The organism is Ancylomarina sp. 16SWW S1-10-2 (assembly GCF_009669305.1).
Lineage (GTDB): Bacteria > Bacteroidota > Bacteroidia > Bacteroidales > Marinifilaceae > Ancylomarina.
The window spans coordinates 81530-106801 of the sequence record NZ_SADB01000009.1 but is presented as its reverse complement, the minus strand read 5'-3'; the positions used below and the strand labels follow the sequence as shown (position 1 = coordinate 106801).

The window sequence follows — 25272 nt, the reverse complement described above, 5'->3', positions numbered from 1 at the left end:
GGAGGGTGCAACCTCCGGAAATAATCAATAGGAATCAAAACATGATTCCATTTTACTAATCAATTTTAAAAATACCCAAAAAAATGAGAACACGTAAAATTTATTACTTATTTGTAGCTTTTTTAGCTCTAAGCATGAGTATCGTAGCATGTAGTGGTGACGATGGTGATAATGGTCTTGATGGACTTAAAGGTGAACAAGGTATGCAAGGTATACAAGGCGCAGTTGGACCTGCCGGAGCAGATGGTTCTATTATTTATAGTGGCGAAGGAGAACCTGCTACTGATACAGGTATCGAAGGTGATTATTATTGCGACATAGCTACTGGTATGCTTTATGGTCCTAAAAAAGAAAATGCTAGCTGGGAAGATAGCGATAGCTTTTCGTTAAAAGGTGAAAATGGAACCAATGGTGTTGACGGTACTAATGGTACTGACGGAACTAATGGTACTGATGGTGTTGACGGTACTAATGGTACTGACGGTACAGATGGCTCTTCATTACTATCGGGTAACGGAGAACCTACCATCGAAGATGGTAACTGGGGAGATTATTACCTTGATAAAGAAACTTATACCCTTTACGGTCCTAAAAGCAACAGAGGTATATCACTATTAGGAGCCACAGGTTGGGGTGCTGGTTTAGAGTTGAAGGGTGCCGATGGAAATGCCAATGTAAAATCTTACTTGTTTAGTGTATATGAGAATTTATGGATTTCAAATTCGGATAAAAATCTACTTTATTTATATGATGAACGTATTTCTTTTACTAGCAAGATTACTGATGACGTAATTGAGAGTGGTGTTGTTTTAGTTTATAGAATAGATTCTAACAATCATGCAATTTTATTGCCAAATTCAAGTAAAACAGCTTCAGGAAATCTTCTAACAGAAACCTTTAGATTTGGTGCGGAAGAAACATTTTATATAGCTCGTGAGTTGTTCACTTATGCAAGCGAAGAAGAATTAGTAAAAGAAACTTTTAATTACAGAGGAGTTATTATTACTGGAGAAACCGCTATACAGTTAAAAGCAAATCAAGACAATCAAATTGAGTTTAATAGGTTAGTAGGCGAATTAGCCGAATAGTGAGTCGTTTTTTAATAGTTGATTCAGCCAGTTCGAACTTTCGAGCTGGCTGTTTTATTTATATCTAACAGCCCTACAAAATATATTGGATAGTTTTAAAAAACCACCCCCTTTTTACTACCACACGATGCTATCCTGTGTTTTTATTTTTAAGCTAAAGGAATGCGATATTACCAAAACAAAATGAAGATCAGAGAAGCTAATCGCGCACCAAGGATGTAAATTATATATTTCAAACACTAACAAACTCTGTCAACTTTTACGTCAACCCACCGTATGTTAGTGATCTTACGCCCTCTGGTCGTGAGCTCACTGTTCTTCGAAACATGTTGGGCAGTTCCTGCCACACGAACGCTTAGTTGTTATGGGCTTTTATTTATTGGAATAGTAGTCAAAATCGAAATAGTGTCGTTTATTCAACTCCCAAGTTTCTCCAATTATTCCATTTTCACATTTATTTACTGGAATTGATTTACTACCATTTAATGAATCTAAAGAACCAAAGTATATAGAAAAGGAAGTCCTGTCAAATTGAACGGCTAACCAATATGCTGTAGCGTCATATTTTTCTTCTGCATACTTCGCATTTTCGTAGGCATTTGAGCCAAGATTATAACGAGTATTCAATTTCCCATTTATTTGATACTTATTCCTTGCTTTAACACTTATCACATATCTCTTACCAGCTTTTTCTGCAACAATATCTGCAAATTTTTCATTCATTTTCTGGTCGTTAAGATTTCTAATAGTGTCAAATTTTTGGTCAACAAGTGATTTCAAAGCAAAAAGTTCTCCTAATTCGCCCAGTGATTTCTTTCGAGCAGCTTCTTTCTTATTGTCTAAATTCATACCCCTTCTATTCTTTAATGGATTCTATAAGATTCTGCCACTTTTCTGAGCCAAATAGAATCCGCCTATTTGTTAATACATTTGAAATTCGTTGAGATAAAAGTCCACCGTAAACCATTCCCCATAAAGTAGAAATTCTGTCATCGGTTACGTCAACCTACCGTTCATGTTGGGCAGTTCCTGCCACACGAACGCTTAGTTGTTGGCTACTGAGCTTTATCTTTTCCATCTGTCAAAAAACTTATTTTTAGCTGATTTATAATCACCCTTACAATACCCAAATCTCAAAACAAATGTAATTACGATTGTTACAATTATTGGTAAAGTAATTTGAAAATCAATCTTGACAATATTCAGGGAATATGTTAATTTGCTTGCATAATTATAAAAAAGTCCACACCAAACAAAAATTATTACTAATGCCAATATTTCGTTTAGTTTTGAAACAGAATAGAATCTATTCCCACGATAATGAATAGTTTTATATAGAGGTCCGGACACCAAATCTTCCAAAAGGTCAATATGTGCTTCCCAATTCTCTTGCCAGCCTTTACTTCCACGAATAACTAAATACCAAGAGAGAGAGAATAAGAATCCTAGCAATAATAGATACAAATCAAGATTCATTTCGTAAGCCTTTGAATTATGCTCACTTGTCAACAGGGTCAAATAGCCTCCAAAAATCAAAACAATGAATCCCCAAAAATAAGCGGCTCGTGTCCAAAATTTATTAATCTCAAAATCTCGGTTTTCCCATGCTTTTGTATATGCCTTTTCAAGCTTATCCTTAAACTCGACTACTCGCTCTCCATTTTCAATTTTAACGCCAAACCGTTGTATGTATTCATCGTCCGAGAGAGGAGTGTAATTGAATCTCTTTTTAATGAAAAGTTCTTTTAAATATATTAAGTATTTCTTTATTTCCATTATCTATTGAATAAGGTTTCCCACAGTTTAATTAACGAAAGTATTATGGCTAGAATGCTTCCTGTTTTAATTACAATGTTCCATATTTTCTTTGCTGTAACTTTTCGACGATAATAATCTTGCCATAATTTTAAATGTGCCAAATCATTACCGACTTCTTTAAATGCAAAAGCAGCTGGCATTCCTTGTTTTATACATCATTTTCTTTATCAAAAAGACTCATTTGTATTATTTCTGCATTTTTCTCTTTTCTATGTTTTCTACCTTGTTCAGTCTCAAATGATGTCGTTTCATCGTGCACTCTTAAAACCTTAGCTACAGAATATCCTTTATTTTTTATTTCTCCGAATTCGTCAACCTTTTGTTTTATTTCAAGAATACAATCCATACATGTTCCACTGATAAATGGAATCTGCCCTTGCTGCACTTCTGTTTTAAACTTATTGTCTTTAATAGAAAAATCTATTATTTTATCAAGTTTAGCATATGTCCCTTTCCATTTATATTTTCCTTTCTTTAAAACAGGAGCCACAATCTCAATAGTTGCATCTTCGTCTATCTTAGTAGGTAAATCATCTGTTTCTAGAATATGATTAGCAAAATCGGACTTTACAACTTCTGTCTTATTTATTTCTATATAATTATCTGTTAAAGCTCTTGCAGTTAAATGTGTTACTTTGGAGGTCTTTGAGATAGAGGTGAAAAAATTTGATTTGTGTTTTTTCACCTTAATTTCCTGACTTAAATGAGATACCGTTGTATCAATCAAATCATTTATCTTATCATAATCAACAGTCTCGGATTGATTTGATTCCTGCTTTAATTTTTTTATTCTAAGTAGACGCTCTATTTTTTCTAATTTAGCATTTTCTATTTGCAAATTACTTAGTTCACTATTATTCAATGGTACACGTGACATTATCAATGTTAGAATTGCAATAACAATTGCTATCTGACCACTATTCTTTCCTAGAAATTTCCATATATCTACTAAACCTCCTTCTTGCAGTGCTTCACTGTCAATTTCGATATCAACTTCTAATATTTTTGCAACTTCCTTTGCAATGCTTAACAACTCAGACTCACATTTATTGCGAACAAATGCATTCAATAAGTGCGATTTATCATTAAAGAAATAATGAAGTTCAAATTTCTGGGCTTGTAGTATTAAGTTGTCATTCATTTGTTATTATATTTTCTTTCGATGTAATGCTCGTTTGCTTGCTGCTAACGTATGGCTAAAGTACTATGTACTTTATATCACTTATCTGTTTGATTTTATAATTCACTGTACCAATAGCTATTACACTATAAAAACCGCAACAAATCGTCTTCCTGTTTTTGCAAAAACGGTAAGGTGAAATTGAGCTTATGCTTCGCATTTTTTCATAAAATTTATATCGAGATAAATAGCCTACCAAATATACCTAAAGATAATTATAAACAAAATAATAAACCAAAGTAAAATACAGACTCTAAGTAAAATAGAAGACTTCTAGTGCTAAGATTCATTCTTATGCTTGCCTTTCAGTTCTTATGTCAACTTTTAGCCTGCCATGTCAATAAAAAAGCGCTCATGTTAGTCTTTTGGTCGCCATGTAAGAAAATAAGCTTCCATGTTATATTTTAGGTCGTCATGTTGAACATGGCTACTAAAAAAGCAACATGAGTACTTGAAAACTAACATGAGAAGAAAATGAGTAACATGAAAGACTAAAAACCAGCATGACACAGAATATAATAACATGAGCTCATAAATTGAGACATAAAAAAACTCTACTTACGCAGAGTTCTTTCTATTTAGCTTTGTATTAATCAGCTACAAAGTCTTCAGTTTCATCTTGTTTTCTTTTGGCATTTTGGTTTTTCCAATGATCACTTTGGTAACCCACAAGGCGTTTTTTGTCTTTCCAAAAAATGTATTTACCACAAGCACGAACCTCATCAACCACTTCTTTTAGGTAGGTGTAAGCTTTATCGCGCAATACCTTATTTTCATTGCCCTTAAGCTTACTGCCATTGGCTTCGGCCAAAAGATTCGCTCCTTCGTCCGACATGCTGCTGGCCGTATCCAATTTGGTCAAATCAAAACCTATAGGTGTTAACAAAGCTTCGTATTTTTGTCCCAATAGCGAATAGGTTTTCAAATCCTGAATCATGTCGGAATCACTTGTCCCCTGTGCAATTTCGTCGACACGCCCCAAAAGCTCAGGCTCATTTCTAAAAGCATATTTAAAGGCATGTTTCATTTCGTTGCACAAATCGAAAGCTACCGTAGCAAATGTTTTCCACTCATTCTCGGCATCTTTACCCGTACGGCGAACAATAATCCATGCCGATTGGTATTCGCGAAGCACAAAAGCACGAACACCTATTTGAGCAATACGTTCTACACTCACACCTCCTGTGGCCAGTTTATCACTGTCATAATTGGCCCAGCTTTCAAATCTTTCCGATTCCGATACATAAACATCACATGGCATGTTTAGCTCTTCAGTTTTTTCATCAGGAATAACAGCGACTTCGGCTTTACAAGCCATAATTTGTTCTTCTGTAATCATTTTAAATGAATTTTGATTAATAAATAAATCGAAACCCATTTGAGACAGTTTCGATGCGTGAGACAAATGAATTTCTTATCTTTTTTTTAATAGATTCAAGATTTACAAGCTTACTAAGAACATTGGCAAAACTAAATAGTCAGATTTAAAGCTATTTTGCACAAAGCGCATTATATTATCTTAAACCATACATAAGTTAAACAAAATCAGATCACTAAACAATAAAATATAAGACAGCAAGTTAAATTACAACTTGATATATTCATCAAAACTAAAGAGATAATCAACTGTTCATCAGAATTAGACACTTACAATTTAGATCGTGTAAAAATAGCAGATGATTCAATGAGATATATTGCTTACAAAAGGTAGGAAGAGCACTTGAATTAGGTCAAAATGTGCAAGGATACATCGACAAATACGGCAAGTAAAATGATATTATATAAAAAAAGCTCATCGAACAACGAGTTCAATGAGCTTTTCTTATGTTTTTACTTTTCTACAAAAAGAACAAAAAAGGTAGAATAATACCAATGGCAATTAGCCATTTTCCTCTTCCCTTTATTCCGTTCTTACCAGGCACTATAAACATACCCGATATGGCAAAAACAAGCATGGCAACAGCAAATGCATCAGCCATAAATGTCCATCCTCGTTTACTGTTATAATGAAGTTTATTTATAAAATAAACCCACTGTTTCTTTTTATAAACCTCAAACTTAAGCTCTCCATTTATCGGATTGTAAGTACCTAAACCTCCTTTTAAATAAACATTATAATGATTACCCTCTGGAATAATTCGATTTAAAGAATAATCAGATAAATTCGTTTGACAATAGGCTTTTACTTGTCCTGGTTTAAGATTAGCTTCTAACTTATAATTCACATATTCGGTTTTATAAGCAGGGTCTTCACCATTCTTTTTATGATTCAGAATAATACCTGAAACCCCATAAATGATTGTTATTCCAACAAAGAAATAACCCAAATCGCGATGGATAAAACGAAGCCATTTTCTTAAGTTTGCTTTACTCCACAACTTCATAACTTGTTCCGTCTATATAGTAAATGGCATAGTAGTCTTTATTGTTAGCTTTCATCCAATCGCGCATTTCCTTAATATTCTTCATTTCAGCACTACAATGATCTCCATCTTCTTCGCCCTCATGCTTTTCCTTTACATTTTTTTCCATGGCATCAATCTCACTTGTAGCTAATTTCTTTTCTCTCAATATGCCCGTAACCAATAAATCGTTACCAATAATTTCCTTATTAAAACCTTCTAGCTCACCCGTTGCCTCAACTCTAAGTGATAGGTTACCTTCAGCATTATTCAAGATGCAACGCTTACCGGAATGAGCACATACGTGATTAACGACTCCTTTAAATTTAATCTCTTGTCCTACTTTATCAGCAGCAACTTTCATCACTTGTTCAATGCTTAAAACTTGCGCCTCAGTTTGAACAAATACCGCTTCATCAGTCTTCTTCTTATTTGAATCGGACTTAGTAGAATTACACGACATAAACGCTAGGCAAAGTGCCAACAGACTTAAATATTTCATTTTGTTTGGGATTAATTAGATTGTTAGTTCTCTTATTTTGAATAACAAACCTATCACTTACTAAACATATTTCCAAGAAATATAACAACTCATTAACAACATAGTACAGGACAAAAAGCTCTTTATCTATTTATCATTAAATATGATATAAGGTCTAAAAAACATTTAAAGCCACAAACTGAATACTTCTACTTACCTTTGCGGACAGATACAATCTATTCACCTTATATAAAAGCTAACATGGACCAAGACGACTTCGATAAAATAAAGAAAATAAAAAAAGAGAGTAAAGAAGCCTATAAGCCTTGGAATAGAAAAGATGATGACGAGATGCTTAATCTTTTTTTTGATGGTAAACCTGTTTCTGAAATCGCCACGAGATTAAACAGAACTAAAGGAGCTATACGTGCTAGAATTAGAAAAATGAAGTTGGCTCATATTAAAAAGAAATAATTCTTTTAATGATGAATTATGAGTGATGATTTATAAATTCACAAAATAATAAAATACAACATACAGCTTAGAGGCTGATTAAATATGATTAAAAAAAAGTTATTCCAGTCTTGCACATAGATCATATCTGATCATCTAAATCTGCGTCAAAAAAAATAATTTTAAATGGAGCTTACTGAGTCTTCCCGATTTTAGAATAAACTCACGTCCTATACATAAACAAAATCGCCCTATTCTTAACGAGCAGGGCGATTTTCATTATAGGTTAATTATAAATTAATTCTAAGCTTTAAACCTGGTGTTACATTTTTAAATAAATCGTTAAAATACATTTGAGGAACCAAAGTCACATTATTATGTATTCTATAGCTAACCCCTAAACGAAAAGAATCTTTCTTAAATAAATCACCATTTCCTTTAGCCAAGTAGCCGATATTTAAGCCATACCAATCGGGTTTAGATGGATTCAATGAGAAATTTCGAGAATAGCCCAAGCTCACCCAATGGTTGATATTTTGCTTGCCCGATGAGAAATCATACATCCATTCATAACCTACCTTAAAAGCTTGTTTATAGAGTAACTTGCTTCCCATTTGAAAAATCATATCAGCATAAAAACCACCATTCCACTCTCCTTTTACATTTTCAAGAGTAACGCCTCCATTAATTAGAATCATATCGTTAGGATGAGGTAAAACTCTTCGTGTGTAAATCATATCAACAGAATCATCTTCCTTCACTTTCATCCACGACACCAATGGAACCTTATCAAACACATCCCCTGAATTTTTAGTCATTTGTAAATCTACTCCAGCCAGTATCTTTGAAAAATCATAAGATTCAAGCTCTTTTAACTGCTCAAGACTATCGAAGTAAATTGCCAACTCTGGACTTAAATCGAGCTTATGCTTTCCTTTAATTAGCAAAGCAACCGACTCCTCCGTTGGAAATATAACTTTAGTGGGAATAGGCATTTCCTCAATGCTTATCGTATTTTCAACAACTTCTGCATAAGATTCTGCTAAACCACGAGTTGTGCCACATTTAATATGCATTGCCTTGTTCTGATCTAAATTTTTAATATGCAAAACAGCCCAACGTTTCATAAAACTATCTAAGGCTTTATTGATATTCAAATTATCAACCAAACTTTTATCACCATTGTAATTACATCTATACTCTATAGTTGTTCCATTGTACATTTGCATGCGAAGTGTATCCGGATAAAAGCTGGTTTTTGGGCTAGAGAAGGCCTGAAATGAAAACAAAAGGAGAAGTGTACTGAGTATTCCTATTTTATAATTCATGAGTCTAGTTTTATTGTTTCTTATTACATTTATTTACTGTCCTGAACTCGAAACAATGGCGCCGATGTTTCTGAGTTAGAACTTCTATTACTAAATTTCAAAGTCAACTTTTTAGCCGACTGCTGATTTCTATTTTCTTGTTTAGGCATTTCGGCAGTAAGTGCCAATAAAGCTTCCTCATCAATATCAATTGATAAACCATTGGATTGAGAAGATGCTTTTAACTGTTCCAATTCCATCACATAGCTCTTTTCAATTCTTGCCCAATTTCCTTCAATACTTCTCAAAGAATCACTCAAGGAAGCATACTGCATTTGGAACAGATTAACATTTTGCTTCAATCGAATATTCTCTTTCTGTAAATTATCGTATTGCAACGAAAGATCTGCAAAAGCTTTTCTTGATTCAGAGGATTCAACCTCTTTTATCTGGGTTTGATAAACAATTTTTTCTTCAATTTGTTTCTCTATTATGGGCTTATTAATCTGTTTGGCTTGCTTTAAATCCAAGCTTAATTGTTGATTTTGACAATGTAAATTGCACTGAGCTCGGTAGGAAAATGCTAGAGCTCCCGAAAGCAATAAGATTATAGCAATTGAAGCCACTTTATACCATGAAAAGAAGATGACAGACTTTCCTTTTTTTTCATTCATCGATGCCCAAAGAACAGCTTTATCAAAACCAATCTCAGTCTTCTCCTCATCCCAAGCCTCAAAGGCTTCCTTTATTTGATTTTCAACGGACTGCTTCATAACTCACTTCTGTTTTACAAATCATTTCTTTTAAAATACGACGAGCCTTACTCAATTGCGATTTCGATGTGCCTATTGTAACGCCCAATTTTTCGGCTATTTCCTCATGCTTGTACCCCTCTATAGCATATAAGGAAAATACAGTTCGATAACCTTGCGGAAGAGCAAGAACCATATTCAGCAAATCCTTTTCCAACAAAAGTTCATCGCTGGTAATTTCCGATTCTTCTCTTTCATCTATCAGCTCAAGCGTAGGTGCAAAACGAATATTTTTTCTAATGGTCATTAATGATTGGTTAATCACAATCTTCTTCATCCAAGCTTTAAGTTGAGCTTCTTCGCTAATATCGGTTTTACCAATAGCATTAAAAATATTCAAGAAACTTTGAGAAAGAACGTCCTCACATTCCTCCCTATTTTTTAAATAGCGGAAACTAATTCGAAACAAATAGTCAGCATAAGTACTGAATAGTTGCTCCTGAGCCTTAGGTTTCTTTTTCTTTAATGCTTGAATCAATTTCCTCACTTAACAAGTGTTTTTTTAATTGTCTAATACCCTTATAATGCAGATTACTGGTAAAAGGTTGCCTGGCATTTTAAATATTTATCAAAAAAACAATAAAAAAGCTGTAATCGTATGACTACAGCTCTCCATTATCCTTTATCCTTAGTATCTATTCTTCTATAATACCCTTATTAAATTCTTCGATTAAGGCTAAGGCTTTTTCTTTATCTCTGGCAAAAATTTCAACCCCAACAGGATCGATACCTCCTGCCGAAACATAAAAAGGCGCAATGCTTCCCATCAACTGGTTAGTCATATTAGCAATAATTCCATTATCATTTAGAATATCCTTAATAATTTCTGAATTGATTGGATTCCCTTTATAAATTTCAATTAAATAGGTCTCTTTTTCCATGGTCGAGTTCGTTTTAAATCATTATAATTTGTTTTCCAAATCGTGAATTAATATTCTAGGAATTTACTTTCAAGTCTACTAAATTATCAAACATTTTTGTTCTCGATTTAAATCACAAAAGTATTTGTAATACAATATTATAAAACAAACTAAAAATAGTACAATATATTAGCATAAAAAAAGCTAATCACCTCTTTAAAAAAAATGAACAGAGTAACTTGACAACAAGACTACATAATAATACTCTTTTTAAAAATGGCTATATTATGATGTCTCTTTTTTTTAAAAATAAAGGATGAATCATTATTATTATTAGTATTTTGTAGACCGTTCAAAAAACTACGTACTCTCTATGTCAAAAAGAAAAATTCTATCCATTCCCCAATCATTTCTCTTATATATTGTTGCATTCTTTGCATTATCAGCAATTATAATGAGTAGTCTTTATCTTTTCATCGAATACGTTGACTTTAAAAACGAGAGTGAAATTCAAAAATCATCCTATGTCGAAGTTCAAAAAGAACTCATAAAAAAAGAAGTAGATAAAGTTTTAGAACATATCGCAATTAGTAGAAAAATTCGTATTGATCAAGTTAATGAAATTCTAACTCACCGTGTAGATCAAGCCTATCTTTTAGTAGACAATCTATACAAAACTCAAAAAGGGAAATATAGCAAAAATGAAATTATTCAAATGTGCAAAGAAGCACTACGTCCTCTTAGATCAAAAGAAATACGTGGCGACTACTTTCTTCTTCAAACAAGCGGTTTAGAAATTTTATTTCCCTCATCCCCTGAATCAGAAGGCACGAATTTATTAAACAGACCAAACTCACCAGAAAAAGATATTATTAAAGAAGAAATTCGCATTGCGTTGAAAAATGGGAAAGGATTTGTGGACGGTTATTTCAAATCAATAAACAACGACAATAAATCTTTAAGTGTAGAATCTAAAATATATATTAAGTACTTTAAACCTTTAGATCTTATTATTGGTACGGGAGAATTTTACGATGACATAGAAAATGATATTAAGAAAGAAGCTATTGAGTATATAAAGAATGTAAAATATGGCTATAATCAACAATTGTTTATTAACGATACAGCAGGAAATGTAGTTGTCTCCAACACAACTCAATATGCCCTAGGTGATAATATTCTCAATTTAAAGGATCAAAAAGGACTCGAGCTAATTAGGACCGAAATTGAAAAATCAAAAAAACCTGAAGGTGGTTTTACAACTTTCGATTGGATTAACGATGAAAATGGACAAATAGAAAAAAACATGTCTTTTGTAAAAGCTTATTCTCAATGGAACTGGGTAGTTGGGGCATGGTTTGATCTAACTAGAATAGAAACTCAGATTAATGAGAATATTCAGCAAATGAAAAAAGCTCAAATAAAAGAAGCTGCAGGTATTCTAGCGCTAATTTTTCTTATGCACATTATAATTCTTCTTATTTTCAAACACATAGCTAACAAAACCAAACAAAATACAGCAACCTTTATTCAATTACTAAAAAAAGCAATTCATACTAATACGAATATTGAAAAAGAAGAACTGAACTATTCAGAATTTCATACTATTGCCAATGCTACTAATGAAATAATCGAAAACAAAAAATTAGCTGATGAAGAATTGAGAAAAAGTGAAATGCAATTCAAGTCCCTCTTCGAAATTGCCCCAATTATGATTATTGGATTAGATTCTAATAAAAAAATCTCCCTTTGGAATAATGAATGTAAAAGGGTTTCTGGCTATTCTTTATCTGAGATTCAGAAGATAGATGAGCCAATGAAAGTAATGATGAAGTATGATAAAGAATACGCCAAACTGCTCTCTCATTTATCTAATCCTGATGGACAATTCTTTGAATATACCATTATAGACAGAAACAAAGAAGAACGAAACCAATTTTGGGCAGGATTCAAAAACGCATCTGGTTTATTAATTGGAGTTGGTTATGATACAACTGAGCTTACAAAAACACTCACAGAACTAAATATTACAGCCGATAAATTGCAAGAGGCTAACCAAACTAAAGATAAATTTTTATCCATTTTAGCTCATGATCTAAAAAATCCATTTAATGCGATTGTTGGCTTTTCTGATTTGTTATGTTCTAGCTATACTGAGTTAGATGATGAAACGAAACTAGAGCTCATAAAGGATATTCAACATTCAGCTAAGCTGAACTTCAATTTGCTTGAAAAAATGCTTGAATGGTCTATGAGTCAATCAGACCAAATACCATACAAACCTCAAAACCTTGATTTACACAGCATAATAAACGACTCGAGTTCTTTTGCTTCCTATCAAGCCAACCAAAAAAAGATAAAAATAAAAAATATAAGCAGTGAAAACACCTCCATTTTTGCTGATGAAAACATGCTTACTAGTGTACTCCGTAACTTAATATCCAATGCGATTAAGTTCACGCCAGAAAATGGTGAAATTCAAATCAAAACGGAAGAATTAGAGAAAGAGATTAAAATATCGATTAAGGATACAGGAGTCGGCATGAGTCAAGAGAATATTGAGAAACTATTTAGAACCGATGCTAAAGTTCAAACATCAGGCACTAGCGACGAAAAAGGAACAGGCTTAGGTTTACTAATTTGCAAAGAATTTGTAGATAAGCACAAGGGAAATATATGGGTTGAAAGTGAATTAGGTAATGGTAGTGAATTCATAATGACTTTCCCAAAACAATAACCAGTTTAAATTTTAAAATAAAAAAGCGCAAAGTATAATAAAATACGTTGCGCTCTTTTTTTATTCCATTCTTATACTGATTAAGCTTTCAACATCGCTTCAAAAACCTTCACTAATTCCATCAAATCAGGATAAATTATTTTAGCATTTTCAATAGTTTGATCTTTCAAAAGTGCCTTAATCTTTGCTTTACCTTCTTTGCGAATTAGGAATTCGATAAAAGCAGCACCTATAGGATACGATAAATCTCTATCGTAATGAGTTGGCGATTCCCATAATTCTATCAAGAAAAACTCACCCTTAGGGGTTACTTTTCTAGCTTCATCCATTATATTTTTTGAAAGTTGGTCGAAATAAACGCCAATACCTCCATTTATCAACATCGTTTTCTTTACAGGCTTAATCGCAACATCACAAAGCACATTACAAATTTCATTACCCTTGGCTTGCTTATACCATACGTTTATAATTCTACGTTTAGAATCAACAATATTTAGTGGTCTTTCAAATAAGTCATAGGCTTCATCCCTATCCTTCCAAACAAAATAATCAATTTTCTTAGACAAGTTAGTCTTAAAAAACTTGTTCATATTTTGATAAGCTTCTTCATGCTTATTTATATAAGTCTCAAAATTTTCGATTACAGATTCATCTTGAAAATGAAAACGAATATGCTCAGATTCTTTAATAGTCCATGTTTGAAAAAACTCGTTTTCTTGAAACTTAGACAATTGATTATTAGCAAAATGCCTACAATTTCTATTAGCATCCATTTCAATGACTTTTTGTAGACTCTCTACACCCAATTTTATTTGCCCAATATGATAATAAGCAGTTCCCAACTCTGCTAAACTCCATGATTTAACCGACAAATCAGCACTTTCACTATGATATGCTTTTTTCAAAAAAGGAATAGCTCCATTATAATTCTGTAAAGCAACATTTGCTCTACCAACAAGCAAATTCAATACGGCATCATCAGGCTGCTGCTTAAGTTTAGCTACTCCCTCATCAATAACTCGATCGTATTTTCCCTTTGTGTAAAGTTTATTTAGGTCTTTATGTTGAGCTTGAATATTTAAGCTAAAAAAAAGAATAATTATGATTAAAATAGATTTCATAGTTTCCTTAAATTTGGTTTTAAATCAAAATATAAAGCTAAAGTTTAATACAGTCTTATCAAGCTGTTTGTTATTTAAATATAAAAAAAGTGAAAGTATTCGCTTAATCAATGTCTCCAAGCCATGTATAAAGTTGCTAAGAAAGTTAATATTGTATCTTTACAAAACAGATAAATTAACCATAGTCATATCAAATTTATCTCTACTTTTAAACTTAAAATTTATTCAAAATAGCCCATGCCAATAAACATAGAAATAAAATGTCAATGTCAAGATTTAAATAAGGTACGAGAAATTCTAAAAAAAGAAAATGCTGAATTTAAAGGAACCGATCATCAAATTGACACCTATTTTAATTCCAAAAGAGGACGTTTAAAGTTGCGTGAAGGAGATATGGGTAGCATTCTGATTCATTACGAAAGAGAAAACACAATAGGAAGTAAAGAAAGTAAATTCACCCTTTACAAAACAGAAAAAGATTCTAAGCTAAAAGCAATATTAAAAGCTACATTGGATAACAAGTGTACAATTGAAAAAACACGTGAAATTTATTCTATTGATAATGTAAAATTCCACCTTGACACCGTTAAAGACTTAGGCACATTTGTCGAGATTGAAGCCTCGAACAAGGATAATGAACTAACTAAAGATAAACTTCAGGAGCAATGTAATTTCTATATTAAACGACTTAAAATTAATTCTAAGGATTTGATAGCAGATTCATACTCTGATATGATTCAACGCAACAATTTATTCTCTCAAATACTTATTGACGAAGATTGATTTTAACCAAAGGTTTTATATTGTTCCATTTTTGATTAACTTGAATTAAATCTTAATTCATTAAACCATGCTTCAATTCGAATACGATATCCGAAGTCATAAGGTTAAAGCTCTTAATGGTAAAAGCAAACAGCTAGCTATAGGCCTTGCTTTTATCATCACGGCAGTTGTTATGGTATTTTTTGTCAGATATTTGGAAATCATTTCACTCTGTAAATATTTCACCACATTTGTAATTATCGTCATATTGATTTACATATCTGGAATTCTATTAGGTTGTAAATTTATGTACCCTCGTGAATATTTGAGGATAAACTCAAGAAAAATAGAATATAAAATTGGGTGGTTAAAACGACGAACTAAAATTTACAGAAAAGATGTCAGAGAATTTAAAATCGTCAATCACGAACTTATTGTTATTACAAAAGAGCAAGACGAATATAGACTATCTCTTAAAGATTTCTCGGAAAAAGGCATTTTAGTTTTAAAAGGCTATCTTAATATAACAACAGAATAAAAAAACAGCCTTGAAATACGTTTCAAGGCTGTTCGTTATTTATTTTATTGTCATTCGTGCAAAAGGTGCTGTATCTTGTTCCACAAAGTCTTTTTTCAAATATTTAAAGTAACCTGTTATGGCAACCATAGCAGCGTTATCCATTGAATAACCAAGCTGTGGAATATAAACTTTCCATCCTTGTTTGCTTGCCGTTTCCTTCATCGCATTTTGAAGTCCTGAATTAGCTGAAACACCTCCAGCTATTGCCACTTCCTTAATACCTGTTTCCCTAACTGCACGTTTAACCTTATTCATCAAAACATCAACAATGGTATATTGAATTGATGCACAAATATCATTCATATTTTCCTCAATGAAATTAGGATTTTCTTTCATCCTATCTCGAATAAAATATAAAAAAGATGTTTTAAGACCACTAAAACTATAGTTTAAGCCTTGAATTCTTGGTTTATTAAACTCAAATGCCAAAGGATTACCTTCCTTCGATCTTTTATCAATTATAGGTCCTCCAGGATAAGGAATCCCTATTACCTTTGCACATTTATCAAAAGCTTCTCCCGCAGCATCATCAATAGTTTCACCTATTACTTCCATCTCCATATGATCTTTCACAATAATAATTTGTGAATTACCTCCTGATACGAGAAGTGCTATAAAAGGAAAATTAGGATGATCGTAAGTATTTTTCAAATCATCGATAAAATGAGCAAGAATATGTGCCTTTAGGTGATTTACTTCGATTAAAGGTATGTTTTTGGATAGAGCAAAACCCTTAGCGAAAGAAGTTCCTACCATTAAAGATCCCAATAAACCTGGACCTCTAGTAAAAGCGACAGCATCAATCTCATCGGCAGTCACACCTGCCTCCTTAAGAGCTTGATCTACAACTGGAATAATATTTTGCTGATGGGCACGAGATGCCAATTCAGGCACGACTCCACCATAAGCCATATGCACTGTTTGAGTGGAAATAATGTTAGAATATATAACACCATCACGCAAAACCGAAGCCGATGTATCATCACAAGATGATTCAATTCCTAATATAGTTATACTCATTAAATTTAAAATTAATGTAAAAACATTAAAAAGACTATAAACACAGCTCACACTTGCTGATTTTTATTTCTTTTTATCTAATTTTGAACGATTACACTCAAAAGCACAAAACTATTAAAAAATTCTTCAAAATATCAATTTGGTTCATAGCAAGTATCATTATACTGCTTATATTATCATATCTAATATTTTTAAGCCCTCGAGTACAGACTTATATCAGTCAAAAGATTGCAAAAGCAATTTCTGAACAAACTCATACACCAGTTACTATTCAAGGTGTCGATTTTTCACCATTGAAAAGCATTATACTAAAAAATGTCTATATAGAGGATCATAGACAAGACACCTTAATGTACATAGGAGAGTTAAGTTCAAAATTAGATTCAATAGATTTTAAAACAAAGAAAGCTTATATAGGCAAACTCATTTTAGACAAAACTTATTTTAATTTATACGAAGGAAAAAACCGAGAACAAAATCTACAGGTTTTTATCGATTCTCTATTCAAAAATGAAGAACCTATAAACGAAGAAATACAAGAAAAGTCGTGGAATATAAACATATCCAATCTTGACATAATTAATTCCCATTTTAGTTATGTTACCATAGAGGCTAAAAAACAAGCCTTTGGAATGAATTACGACGACATTGATGTTAAAAATATTAAACTGCAAGCTCGTAACATTAAAATCATTGGCGACTCTGTTGATTTTGATGTAAAACATTTGAGCTGTATTGAAAAATCTGGTTTTATTCTGAAAAATCTGAAGACTCACTGCTGGGTAACACCAACTCAGTGGGGAATGTCAAAAGTAACTATAGTATCACCTAAAAGTCGTGCTTCGGCTGAGCATCTACTTTTCAATTACAAATCAGGACAAGGATATTGGTCTGGATTTACAAAAAAAATGAAGCTTGATTTTCTAATTAAATCATCAAAAATTAGTTTTGAAGATCTTGCCTACTTCAATGATAGATTATTAGGCTTTAAAGAAACCGGATTCTTATCTGGGCGAATATATGGTACCATATATGACTTAAAAGGACAAAATATTAATATTCTATATGGGAATCAAACTAGCTTCAAAGGTCAGTTCTATATGAATGGTCTTCCTAGTATTGAGAATTCCTATCTCGAAGCTGATTTTAAAGAATTAACAACCAGCATCTCTGACATTGAAAATATTTATTTCCCCAATATAAAAGATAATTATATCGAGATTCCTAATCAACTTGATAATTTAGGTTTAATACACTACCAAGGAAATTTCAATGGTTACATTAATGACTTTGTTTTTTATGGCGATTTTCAAACCGATCAAGGAAATATAAGAACTGATATTCTTCTTAAACCGAGTCTTATAGATAATAACCTAAGTTTTACTGGAGATATTACAACTAATGATTTTAATCTAGGCCATTTATTGGGTCAAAAAAAAATTGGGAATGTTTCAATGGATGTCGCTGTAAAGGGATCTACCTCAAAAAATATTACTCAAGGTACAATGAGGGGAAACATCAGAAAATTCAATTTCTATGATTATGAATACGAAAATCTATCTCTAGATGGCTATTTTTCTGATAAATACTTCGATGGTAAAATAGCTCTTCTTGACCCTAATATTGGGCTTGACTTTTCAGGTAAAATAGATTTCTCAAAAGAAACGCCAGAGGTTAACTTTCAATCTCATATTAAAAATGCTAAACTATACCCTCTTAACCTTAACACCGAAGATGAATTATCGGAACTGAACCTAAGCTTGGATGCTAATTTTACGGGTAACAGAATTGATAATGCAAATGGTAATATTCTTATTAATGGTATTGGGTATAAAAATAGTAGAGGTAACTATAATTTAGATAAAATTATAATTGATTCTAAAACGACACCTCAACATAATCAATTAGAGTTAAAGTCTGACTTAGCTGATTTAAATGTGAAGGGTAATTACAGAATTGATGAACTTGTTTCTTCATTATCTAATCTAATTTATCACTACATACCAGCATATGCAACAGATTCTACATATACAAAAATAGATACAATAAATAATTTTGAATTCGACCTTTTAGTAAAAGAGAACTTAGCGCTTACTGAATTAATTTATCCTGAACTGGTTTTAGCTCCGCAAAGTAAACTAAGTGGAAAAGTTAATGCAAAAGAACACTCACTAAACCTTAATTTAGATATTCCTTCTTTAATCTACGATTCAAAATCGATAGATGGCATAAGGGTTCGTTTAAATACAGATAACAAAATGCTTAGTTTAAAAGGACGTAGTGATAAATTAGCATTCACTGATAATTACAATATTTTCAATCTGTCTCACCAAATTGAAGTTCAAAACAACCAAGTTAAGTACGATTTAAATTGGAACAATTGGGGAACCAGCACCTACAGTGGCTCCCTTGCAGTAGTAGGAACGGCTAGTTCTAAAAGCCTAAATTCAGATCCTAAATGGGAAATTGACATTCTACCAAGTACAATTATTTTAGCTGATAGTACTTGGCACATAAGTCCTTCACATATTCAAATAGATAGTACTAGCTATAGTGTCGAAAATTTTAAAATCAGTCAAAATCAGCAATTTTTCTCAATTGAAGGGAAAGTTTCTTCACGAATTGAAGATATGATTAAGTGCCAAATTCAGGACATTAGCTTAAACAATATTAATACAATTTCGGGCAATAAAAGTCTAGGAATTGATGGAAATACTCACGGTTATTTTCAACTTTCTGATTTTTATGGCGATCGTTTAACAAAAGCAGATATCGTACTCGACAATTTAACTTTCAATAATGATACAATTGGCGATTTTTATCTAAAAAGCGATTGGGTTAAAGATGAACAAAAATTAGCCATAGAATCGTATGCAATTCATAACAATAAGCGTAAGATTGATATAAAAGGGGACTATTTTCCTACAACAGATTCGATTAATTTAGATCTCAACTTGGACTCAATGCGAATGAATGTTTTTCGACCATATTTGGAAGGAAAAATATCAGAATTGGATGGTCGAGTTGGTGGATTTATAAAAGTAGAAGGATTAACTAGTTTACCTAAAGTTTACGGCAAACTCAAATTCTTAAATACAAGTTTTAAAGTCGACGAATTACAAACAAAATATACTTGCAACGATAGCATTATTTTAACACCACAAGAGATTCAATTCAATAATTTTAGACTCTATGATTCTGAGAATAATTTAGCTGAAATTTATGGTGCAATCACTCTAAATAACTTCGAAAATATTGATCTAGATATTGCTATAAGCACCTATAACTTCAAACTTCTTAATACAAAAATCACAGATAATGAGCTTTTATATGGTAAAGCTTATATGACAGGAATAACACATTTATCGGGTTCTTCTAATGATCTAGAAGTTGAAATAGACGCAAGAACAGATAAAAACACGCGTATTTACATCCCTCTAAACAAAACAGGTGATATCGAAAAAAGTGATTTCATTACCTTTGTTAACACGTTTGAAACATCTGAAATTGGAAAAGAAAAATACGATATCGATTTAGATGGGATCAAACTGAACTGCAACCTTGAAATTACACCAGAGACAGATATTCAAATCATATTCGATCCAAAAGTTGGAGACATATTGAAAGCAAATGGTAGCGGTAATTTAAAACTTAGTGTTGATACAAAAGGTGATTTTAATATTTATGGGAATTACACGATTAATACGGGTAGTTATTTGTTCACACTCCAGAATGTAATCAATAAAAAATTCGATTTATCAAATGGAGGTACCATAAAATGGAATGGTGATCCATATAGTGCAGTGATTGACATAAACGCTGTATACGGTGTAAAAACAAGTCTGTATGATCTTTTATTAAACACACCTTACGTTGAAAGCAGCAAAAAAATACAAGTTCAATGTAATATGAATTTGAGTCAGCAAATTAGTAATCCAAACATTCGTTTTGATATTGATTTTCCAACACTAGATCAACAAACTCAAAGTATGCTAGACGCTCTTTTCTCTACTGAAGATGAAATGAACAAACAGATACTTTCCCTTTTAGTCTTAAATCGTTTTTACACACCAGAATATATGCGATCTACAGACTCTGATTTTGAAAATAAAAATTCAAGTTATGCTGTAGGTGTAACTACCAGTGAGCTTTTATCCAATCAATTGTCCAACTGGTTAAGTAAAATCAGTAATAAATTTGATGTTGGATTCAGTTATCGTCCAGGTGATAATGTAACTAGTGATGAAATAGAATTTGCTCTTTCAACTCAAATTTTTGATGATAAAGTAACAATCAATGGTAATTTAGGAACCAACTCCAACGAAAATCAAGACAATGATATTGTTGGTGACTTTGATGTAAATATAAAACTTGATAAAAAAGGAAAGCTACAAATGAAAGCTTTCACCCGATCTAATGAATATTTATCTGATTATGCGTCTAGAAACACTCAAGGTGTAGGTGTTTTTTATAAAGAAGAATTCAATACTGTTTCTGAACTATTCAGAAAATACATGAACTTTTTAAGACGCAACAAAAACACTAAAAAATCAGATTAACAACACTTTAACAGCCTCACTTCTTTTATACACTCGTATATTAATCATCTTAGTTCAAGATAGTATATTCATAAATAAACATTTGAAATAACCATTAAAATTCAGACTATTTCATAACATTCTTTAGATAAAGAAATATTATTATATTGGTGCCTGTTAAAAATGACTAAATTAACTAAAAAAAAGATATATGTTTACATTAATGGTAGTGGTGTTTGTTCTGGGGTATGTTGCGATCGCCCTTGAACACACTATAAAAGTTGACAAAGCGGCTTCGGCTCTTCTAATTGGAGCAATTACATGGACAATACTTGCGCTTAATAGCACAGATATTCTATCTATGGGCTTTAATTTTGAATGGAGTAATCTAATCAGTGGATTTGAATTAAATGCACATCAAATTTCTGAACTCAGTCATAATTTTATTAAAAGCGAGCTAGCACATCATCTTTCTGATATTTCAGAAATATTATTCTTCCTTTTAGGTGCTATGACAATCGTAGAAGTTGTTGATCATCACCAAGGTTTTAAGATTATTACTGATAAAATAAAAACACAGAACAAAGTAAAACTTCTGTGGATTTTAGGCCTACTAACATTCTTTATGTCTGCTGCACTAGATAATCTTACGACAACGATTGTAATGGTTACTCTTTTAAGGAAACTTATTGATGATAAAGAAACTAGATGGTTATTTGCAAGTATGGTTATTATCTCTGCAAATGCAGGTGGGGCATGGTCGCCAATTGGTGATGTTACCACTATCATGTTGTGGATTGGTGGACAAGTTACTGCTGCGAATATTATACTAATGGTTTTCATTCCTAGTCTCGTTGCTATGCTTGTTCCTTTAGTAATTATGTCTTTTATTTTAAAAGGTGAAGTTACTAGACCTAACTTACATGGTGGTAAAAAAATAGATTTCACTACTGATAAAGAGAAAAAAATATTCTTAATCGTAGGCGTTTCAGCATTACTATTTGTACCAGTATTTAAAACAATAACTCACCTACCTCCTTATATGGGAATGTTGTTAGGCTTAGGTGTTATTTGGGTACTTTCAGAAATTAATAACAAAGGCAAAGAAGAAGAAGATAAAGCACATCTATCAGTTGTAAACATTTTAAAACGTGTCGATATTCCAACTGTCATGTTTTTCCTTGGAATTTTAACAGCCGTTGCCAGTTTACAAACTGCAGGTCATCTTTCACAAGTATCAGTTTGGTTAGATGAAGTAACAAACAAAAACATCTACATTATTGATTCAACTATTGGTGTTCTATCATCAATTGTAGATAATGTTCCTCTAGTAGCTGGAACCATGGGTATGTATGAAATTGCACATGTTGGAACTTATGCTCAAGATGGTGTATTCTGGGAATTACTTGCTTATTGTGCAGGTACAGGAGGAAGTATCTTAATTATTGGATCTGCTGCTGGTGTTGCTGCAATGGGAATGGAAAAAATTGATTTCGTTTGGTACTTAAAAAGAATTAGTCTTTTAGCATTAATCGGCTATCTTGCTGGTGTAGGTACTTACTTTGTTCAAGAAAAAATTGTAGGAGCTAGTGAAGAAATTGAAGTAATTCATCACCAAGTAGAAACTCCTACATCAATTATAAAAGTAGGTGATCACGATCATATCAAATTAGAAACTGAATTTACACTTGAAATTAGAAAACAAAATGAGGATGGAAGCCTTAGACATGAAGACTAATTTACATGTATTAAATAAATGGAAATAATATTCCATTTATAAATTAAGTTTAAAATTGCTTTTTATAGCAGAAAAGCAATTTCAAATATTTAATTTAGCGAGATATAATATTTTTTATTATATCTCGTTTTTTTATATATCGACTAATCAGAAAATTGAAAATATGAATTACCTTATGATGTTTGCAAGCCTTCAAAACATAGCTCAAAATGAGGAGATTATTAAGGAAGTAGGAACAGAAACTTCTGAAATCACGCTTAATTTTATTGATTTGGCTTTAAAAGGGGGTTGGATAATGATCCCTATATTAGCCTTATCTGTTATTGCAATTTGGATTTTCTTTGAGCGTTTTTATGCCATAAGAAAAGCTGCTAAGAAGGATGATAACTTTATGAATCGTATTAAAGATTACATTCACGAAGGTAAAATCGATTCAGCTTTATCACTTTGTGAATCGAATAACACACCTGTTTCTAGAATGATATCGAAAGGTGTTAAACGAATTGGTCGCCCATTGAACGACGTGAATGCAGCAATCGAAAACATAGGTAATCTTGAGGTTTCTAAACTTGAAAAGAACTTACCTACTCTTGCAACTGTTGCTGGTGCTGCTCCTATGATTGGATTTCTTGGAACGGTTATGGGAATGATTCAAGCCTTTTATGCGATGGCTAACGCAGGAAATAACATTGATGTTTCGCTTTTAGCAAATGGTATTTACACAGCTATGGTTACAACTGTAGCTGGTCTTATCGTTGGTATTATAGCTTATTTTGCTTACAACATTTTAGTTGCCAAGGTTGAAAAAGTTGTTTTCACGATGGAAGCAACAACAACTGAATTTATGGATCTTTTGAATGAACCAATTAAATAATTAATTTTCTAGATGTGAGAGATAAAATTTGATATTATACAACGCAAGTCTTGTAGCTCATTACTAATAATATATTAAAACTATGGCACTAAAATCTAGAAATAAAGTTAACGCCGATTTCAGCATGTCATCCATGACTGATATTGTTTTTTTGTTGTTGATATTTTTCATGGTAACATCGACTTTAATTGCACCCAACGCATTAAAATTATTATTGCCTAAAAGTAGCAGCCAAACAGCTTCAAATCCAATTACGTCTGTATCTATAGACAAGCATTACAACTTTTATATAGAAACAACACCTACTCCATTTTCAAAACTAGAAGGTAAATTACAAGCCTTACTTGCAGAACATGAAGACCCAACGATATCGCTTCATGTCGACAAGTCGGTACCAATGGAACAAGTTGTAAAAGTGATGAATATCGCCAAAAACAATAAATATAAATTGATCTTAGCAACGTCAGCAAAATAATTTATGGAGGACTCTAGAAGTAAACGAATAGGATTTATTGGGACGGTATTGTTTCATGCAGGAATTATTGCACTCCTATTTTATCTAGGTTTTCATACACCTCTGCCTTTACCCGAAGAAGAAGGTATTGTTATTAACTTTGGGAATACTGATCAAGGTGCAGGAAATAAAAGACCAGCTCCTTCACAATCTAAACCTGCTCGAAAATCGAAACCGAGTCCTAAAAAGAAAGAAACTGTAAAACCAATAAAGGAAACAGCAAGCTCTCCTAAAGAAAAAATATTAACTCAGAATACTGAAGATGCTCCAGCTTTACCTTCTGCTGAAGAAATTGCAATAAAAAAAGCAAGAGAAGAAAAAGCAAAACAGATAAAAAAACAAAAAGATTTAGCTAAGAAAATTGAGCTTGAAAAGAAACGTTTAGCTGAACAAACAAGACTTGAAGAAGAAAAGGCTGAACAAGAAAGATTAGCTGAATTAGAACGTGAAAGATTAGCAGAAGAAGCCCGTCAGCAAAAAATAGCAAGCATTAATAATAAAACTAAAAATGCTTTTGGTAGTGGTACTTCAAATGCCAATTCACAAGGAAAAACTTTCCCTTCAGGCAATCAGGGACAAGAAAATGGATCTCCAGACTCTGACAATTATACAAGTAGCGGATTAGGTAATAAAGGCTATTCCTTCGACTTAAAAGGCCGAAACTCTATATCTATTCCTAAACCAAATTACAACCTTCAGGAAAGCGGAAAAGTTGTAGTAGAAGTAACAGTAGATCGTAATGGTAAAGTCACCAATGCTCGTTCTGGCGTTTCTGGATCAACGACCACAAACATCACTTTACTCGAAGCTGCAAAAAGAGCTGCACTAAAAGCAAAATTCAATTCTGATAGCAAAGCTCCAGCCTATCAGCGAGGAACAATCACCTACCATTTTCAATTAGATTAAAAAGGAAATGCCTCTTATTTTGAGAGTACAAAAAAATACCTATTCTAAAAACAAACTCAAAACACGGATTCAATAATAGTT

23 protein-coding genes are annotated in these 25272 nt (G+C 32.3%); 10 read left to right on the top strand and 13 right to left on the bottom strand.

The window, feature by feature from the left end; translation table 11 throughout:
• Nucleotides 1-83: 83 nt before the first annotated feature.
• Entirely contained in the window at nt 84-1088 is a 1005-nt protein-coding gene (locus tag EMN46_RS09300) for a hypothetical protein (protein ID WP_154200533.1), read from the top strand.
• Nucleotides 1089-1460: 372 nt separating this feature from the next.
• On the opposite strand, the gene EMN46_RS09295 is transcribed toward EMN46_RS09300, so the two are convergent.
• From EMN46_RS09295 to EMN46_RS09265, 7 genes are all read right to left on the bottom strand, one after another.
• A complete protein-coding gene (locus tag EMN46_RS09295) occupies nt 1461-1937 on the bottom strand; it encodes a hypothetical protein (protein ID WP_154200532.1) in 477 nt (158 codons plus the stop codon).
• Between the two features lie 216 nt (nt 1938-2153).
• A complete protein-coding gene (locus EMN46_RS09290; RefSeq protein WP_154200531.1) occupies nt 2154-2864 on the bottom strand; it encodes a hypothetical protein in 711 nt (236 codons plus the stop codon).
• Nucleotides 2864-3046: a hypothetical protein gene (locus tag EMN46_RS09285; protein WP_154200530.1), complete on the bottom strand. Its 183-nt coding sequence runs from the start codon at nt 3044-3046 to the stop codon at nt 2864-2866. The genes EMN46_RS09290 and EMN46_RS09285 overlap by 1 nt, the downstream gene beginning before the upstream one ends.
• An 8-nt stretch (nt 3047-3054) precedes the next feature.
• Entirely contained in the window at nt 3055-4047 is a 993-nt protein-coding gene (locus tag EMN46_RS09280) for a hypothetical protein (protein ID WP_154200529.1), read from the bottom strand.
• A gap of 628 nt (nt 4048-4675) precedes the next feature.
• Entirely contained in the window at nt 4676-5425 is a 750-nt protein-coding gene (locus EMN46_RS09275; protein WP_154200528.1) for a hypothetical protein, read from the bottom strand.
• Between the two features lie 499 nt (nt 5426-5924).
• Nucleotides 5925-6470 (bottom strand): PepSY-associated TM helix domain-containing protein, encoded by a 546-nt coding sequence (locus EMN46_RS09270; protein ID WP_154200527.1) that lies wholly within the window; start codon nt 6468-6470, stop codon nt 5925-5927.
• Nucleotides 6454-6990 carry a hypothetical protein gene (locus tag EMN46_RS09265; protein ID WP_154200526.1) on the bottom strand — a complete coding sequence of 179 codons (537 nt, stop codon included), beginning with the start codon at nt 6988-6990 and terminating at the stop codon, nt 6454-6456. Before EMN46_RS09265 ends, EMN46_RS09270 begins: the two co-directional genes overlap by 17 nt.
• A 240-nt stretch (nt 6991-7230) precedes the next feature.
• Here EMN46_RS09265 and EMN46_RS09260 point away from each other — a divergent pair, with 240 nt between their 5' ends.
• Nucleotides 7231-7443, top strand: a complete 213-nt coding sequence (locus EMN46_RS09260) for a hypothetical protein (protein ID WP_154200525.1) — start codon at nt 7231-7233, stop codon at nt 7441-7443.
• A gap of 269 nt (nt 7444-7712) precedes the next feature.
• On the opposite strand, the gene EMN46_RS09255 is transcribed toward EMN46_RS09260, so the two are convergent.
• The 4 genes from EMN46_RS09255 to EMN46_RS09240 all read right to left on the bottom strand — a co-directional run bounded on the left by EMN46_RS09255 (nt 7713) and on the right by EMN46_RS09240 (nt 10422).
• A complete protein-coding gene (locus tag EMN46_RS09255; protein ID WP_154200524.1) occupies nt 7713-8750 on the bottom strand; it encodes a hypothetical protein in 1038 nt (345 codons plus the stop codon).
• Nucleotides 8751-8779: 29 nt separating this feature from the next.
• Nucleotides 8780-9502: a hypothetical protein gene (locus tag EMN46_RS09250; RefSeq protein WP_154200523.1), complete on the bottom strand. Its 723-nt coding sequence runs from the start codon at nt 9500-9502 to the stop codon at nt 8780-8782.
• Nucleotides 9486-10028 (bottom strand): sigma-70 family RNA polymerase sigma factor, encoded by a 543-nt coding sequence (locus EMN46_RS09245; protein WP_154200522.1) that lies wholly within the window; start codon nt 10026-10028, stop codon nt 9486-9488. The genes EMN46_RS09250 and EMN46_RS09245 overlap by 17 nt, the downstream gene beginning before the upstream one ends.
• Nucleotides 10029-10176: 148 nt before the next feature.
• Nucleotides 10177-10422 (bottom strand): DUF2007 domain-containing protein, encoded by a 246-nt coding sequence (locus tag EMN46_RS09240; RefSeq protein ID WP_154200521.1) that lies wholly within the window; start codon nt 10420-10422, stop codon nt 10177-10179.
• A gap of 352 nt (nt 10423-10774) precedes the next feature.
• Here EMN46_RS09240 and EMN46_RS09235 point away from each other — a divergent pair, with 352 nt between their 5' ends.
• Nucleotides 10775-13138, top strand: a complete 2364-nt coding sequence (locus tag EMN46_RS09235) for a cache domain-containing protein (protein WP_154200520.1) — start codon at nt 10775-10777, stop codon at nt 13136-13138.
• Between the two features lie 80 nt (nt 13139-13218).
• On the opposite strand, the gene EMN46_RS09230 is transcribed toward EMN46_RS09235, so the two are convergent.
• The gene (locus EMN46_RS09230) at nt 13219-14259 is read right to left on the bottom strand and encodes a hypothetical protein (RefSeq protein WP_154200519.1); all 1041 of its coding nucleotides are present in this window, start codon (nt 14257-14259) and stop codon (nt 13219-13221) included.
• A gap of 237 nt (nt 14260-14496) precedes the next feature.
• On the opposite strand from EMN46_RS09230, the gene EMN46_RS09225 reads away from it, so the two are divergent.
• Both EMN46_RS09225 and EMN46_RS09220 read left to right on the top strand, forming a co-directional pair.
• Nucleotides 14497-15042, top strand: a complete 546-nt coding sequence (locus EMN46_RS09225; protein WP_154200518.1) for a class IV adenylate cyclase — start codon at nt 14497-14499, stop codon at nt 15040-15042.
• Nucleotides 15043-15109: 67 nt separating this feature from the next.
• Entirely contained in the window at nt 15110-15559 is a 450-nt protein-coding gene (locus EMN46_RS09220) for a hypothetical protein (protein ID WP_154200517.1), read from the top strand.
• A 39-nt stretch (nt 15560-15598) separates the two neighbouring features.
• On the opposite strand, the gene tsaD is transcribed toward EMN46_RS09220, so the two are convergent.
• Nucleotides 15599-16621 carry a tRNA (adenosine(37)-N6)-threonylcarbamoyltransferase complex transferase subunit TsaD gene (gene tsaD / locus EMN46_RS09215; protein ID WP_154200516.1) on the bottom strand — a complete coding sequence of 341 codons (1023 nt, stop codon included), beginning with the start codon at nt 16619-16621 and terminating at the stop codon, nt 15599-15601.
• 350 nt (nt 16622-16971) lie between these two features.
• Between tsaD and EMN46_RS09210 the strand changes: the two genes are divergently transcribed.
• The 5 genes from EMN46_RS09210 (at nt 16972) to EMN46_RS09190 (ending at nt 25191) form a co-directional block, all read left to right on the top strand.
• A complete protein-coding gene (locus tag EMN46_RS09210) occupies nt 16972-21180 on the top strand; it encodes a translocation/assembly module TamB domain-containing protein (protein WP_154200515.1) in 4209 nt (1402 codons plus the stop codon).
• Between the two features lie 190 nt (nt 21181-21370).
• The gene (gene nhaD, locus EMN46_RS09205) at nt 21371-22897 is read left to right on the top strand and encodes a sodium:proton antiporter NhaD (protein WP_154200514.1); all 1527 of its coding nucleotides are present in this window, start codon (nt 21371-21373) and stop codon (nt 22895-22897) included.
• Between the two features lie 163 nt (nt 22898-23060).
• Nucleotides 23061-23771: a MotA/TolQ/ExbB proton channel family protein gene (locus tag EMN46_RS09200; RefSeq protein ID WP_154200513.1), complete on the top strand. Its 711-nt coding sequence runs from the start codon at nt 23061-23063 to the stop codon at nt 23769-23771.
• An 82-nt stretch (nt 23772-23853) separates the two neighbouring features.
• Nucleotides 23854-24246 carry a biopolymer transporter ExbD gene (locus EMN46_RS09195; protein ID WP_154200512.1) on the top strand — a complete coding sequence of 131 codons (393 nt, stop codon included), beginning with the start codon at nt 23854-23856 and terminating at the stop codon, nt 24244-24246.
• A 3-nt stretch (nt 24247-24249) separates the two neighbouring features.
• On the top strand, nt 24250-25191 hold the full coding sequence (locus EMN46_RS09190) for a TonB family protein (protein WP_154200511.1): 942 nt from the start codon (nt 24250-24252) through the stop codon (nt 25189-25191).
• Nucleotides 25192-25272 lie beyond the last annotated feature (81 nt).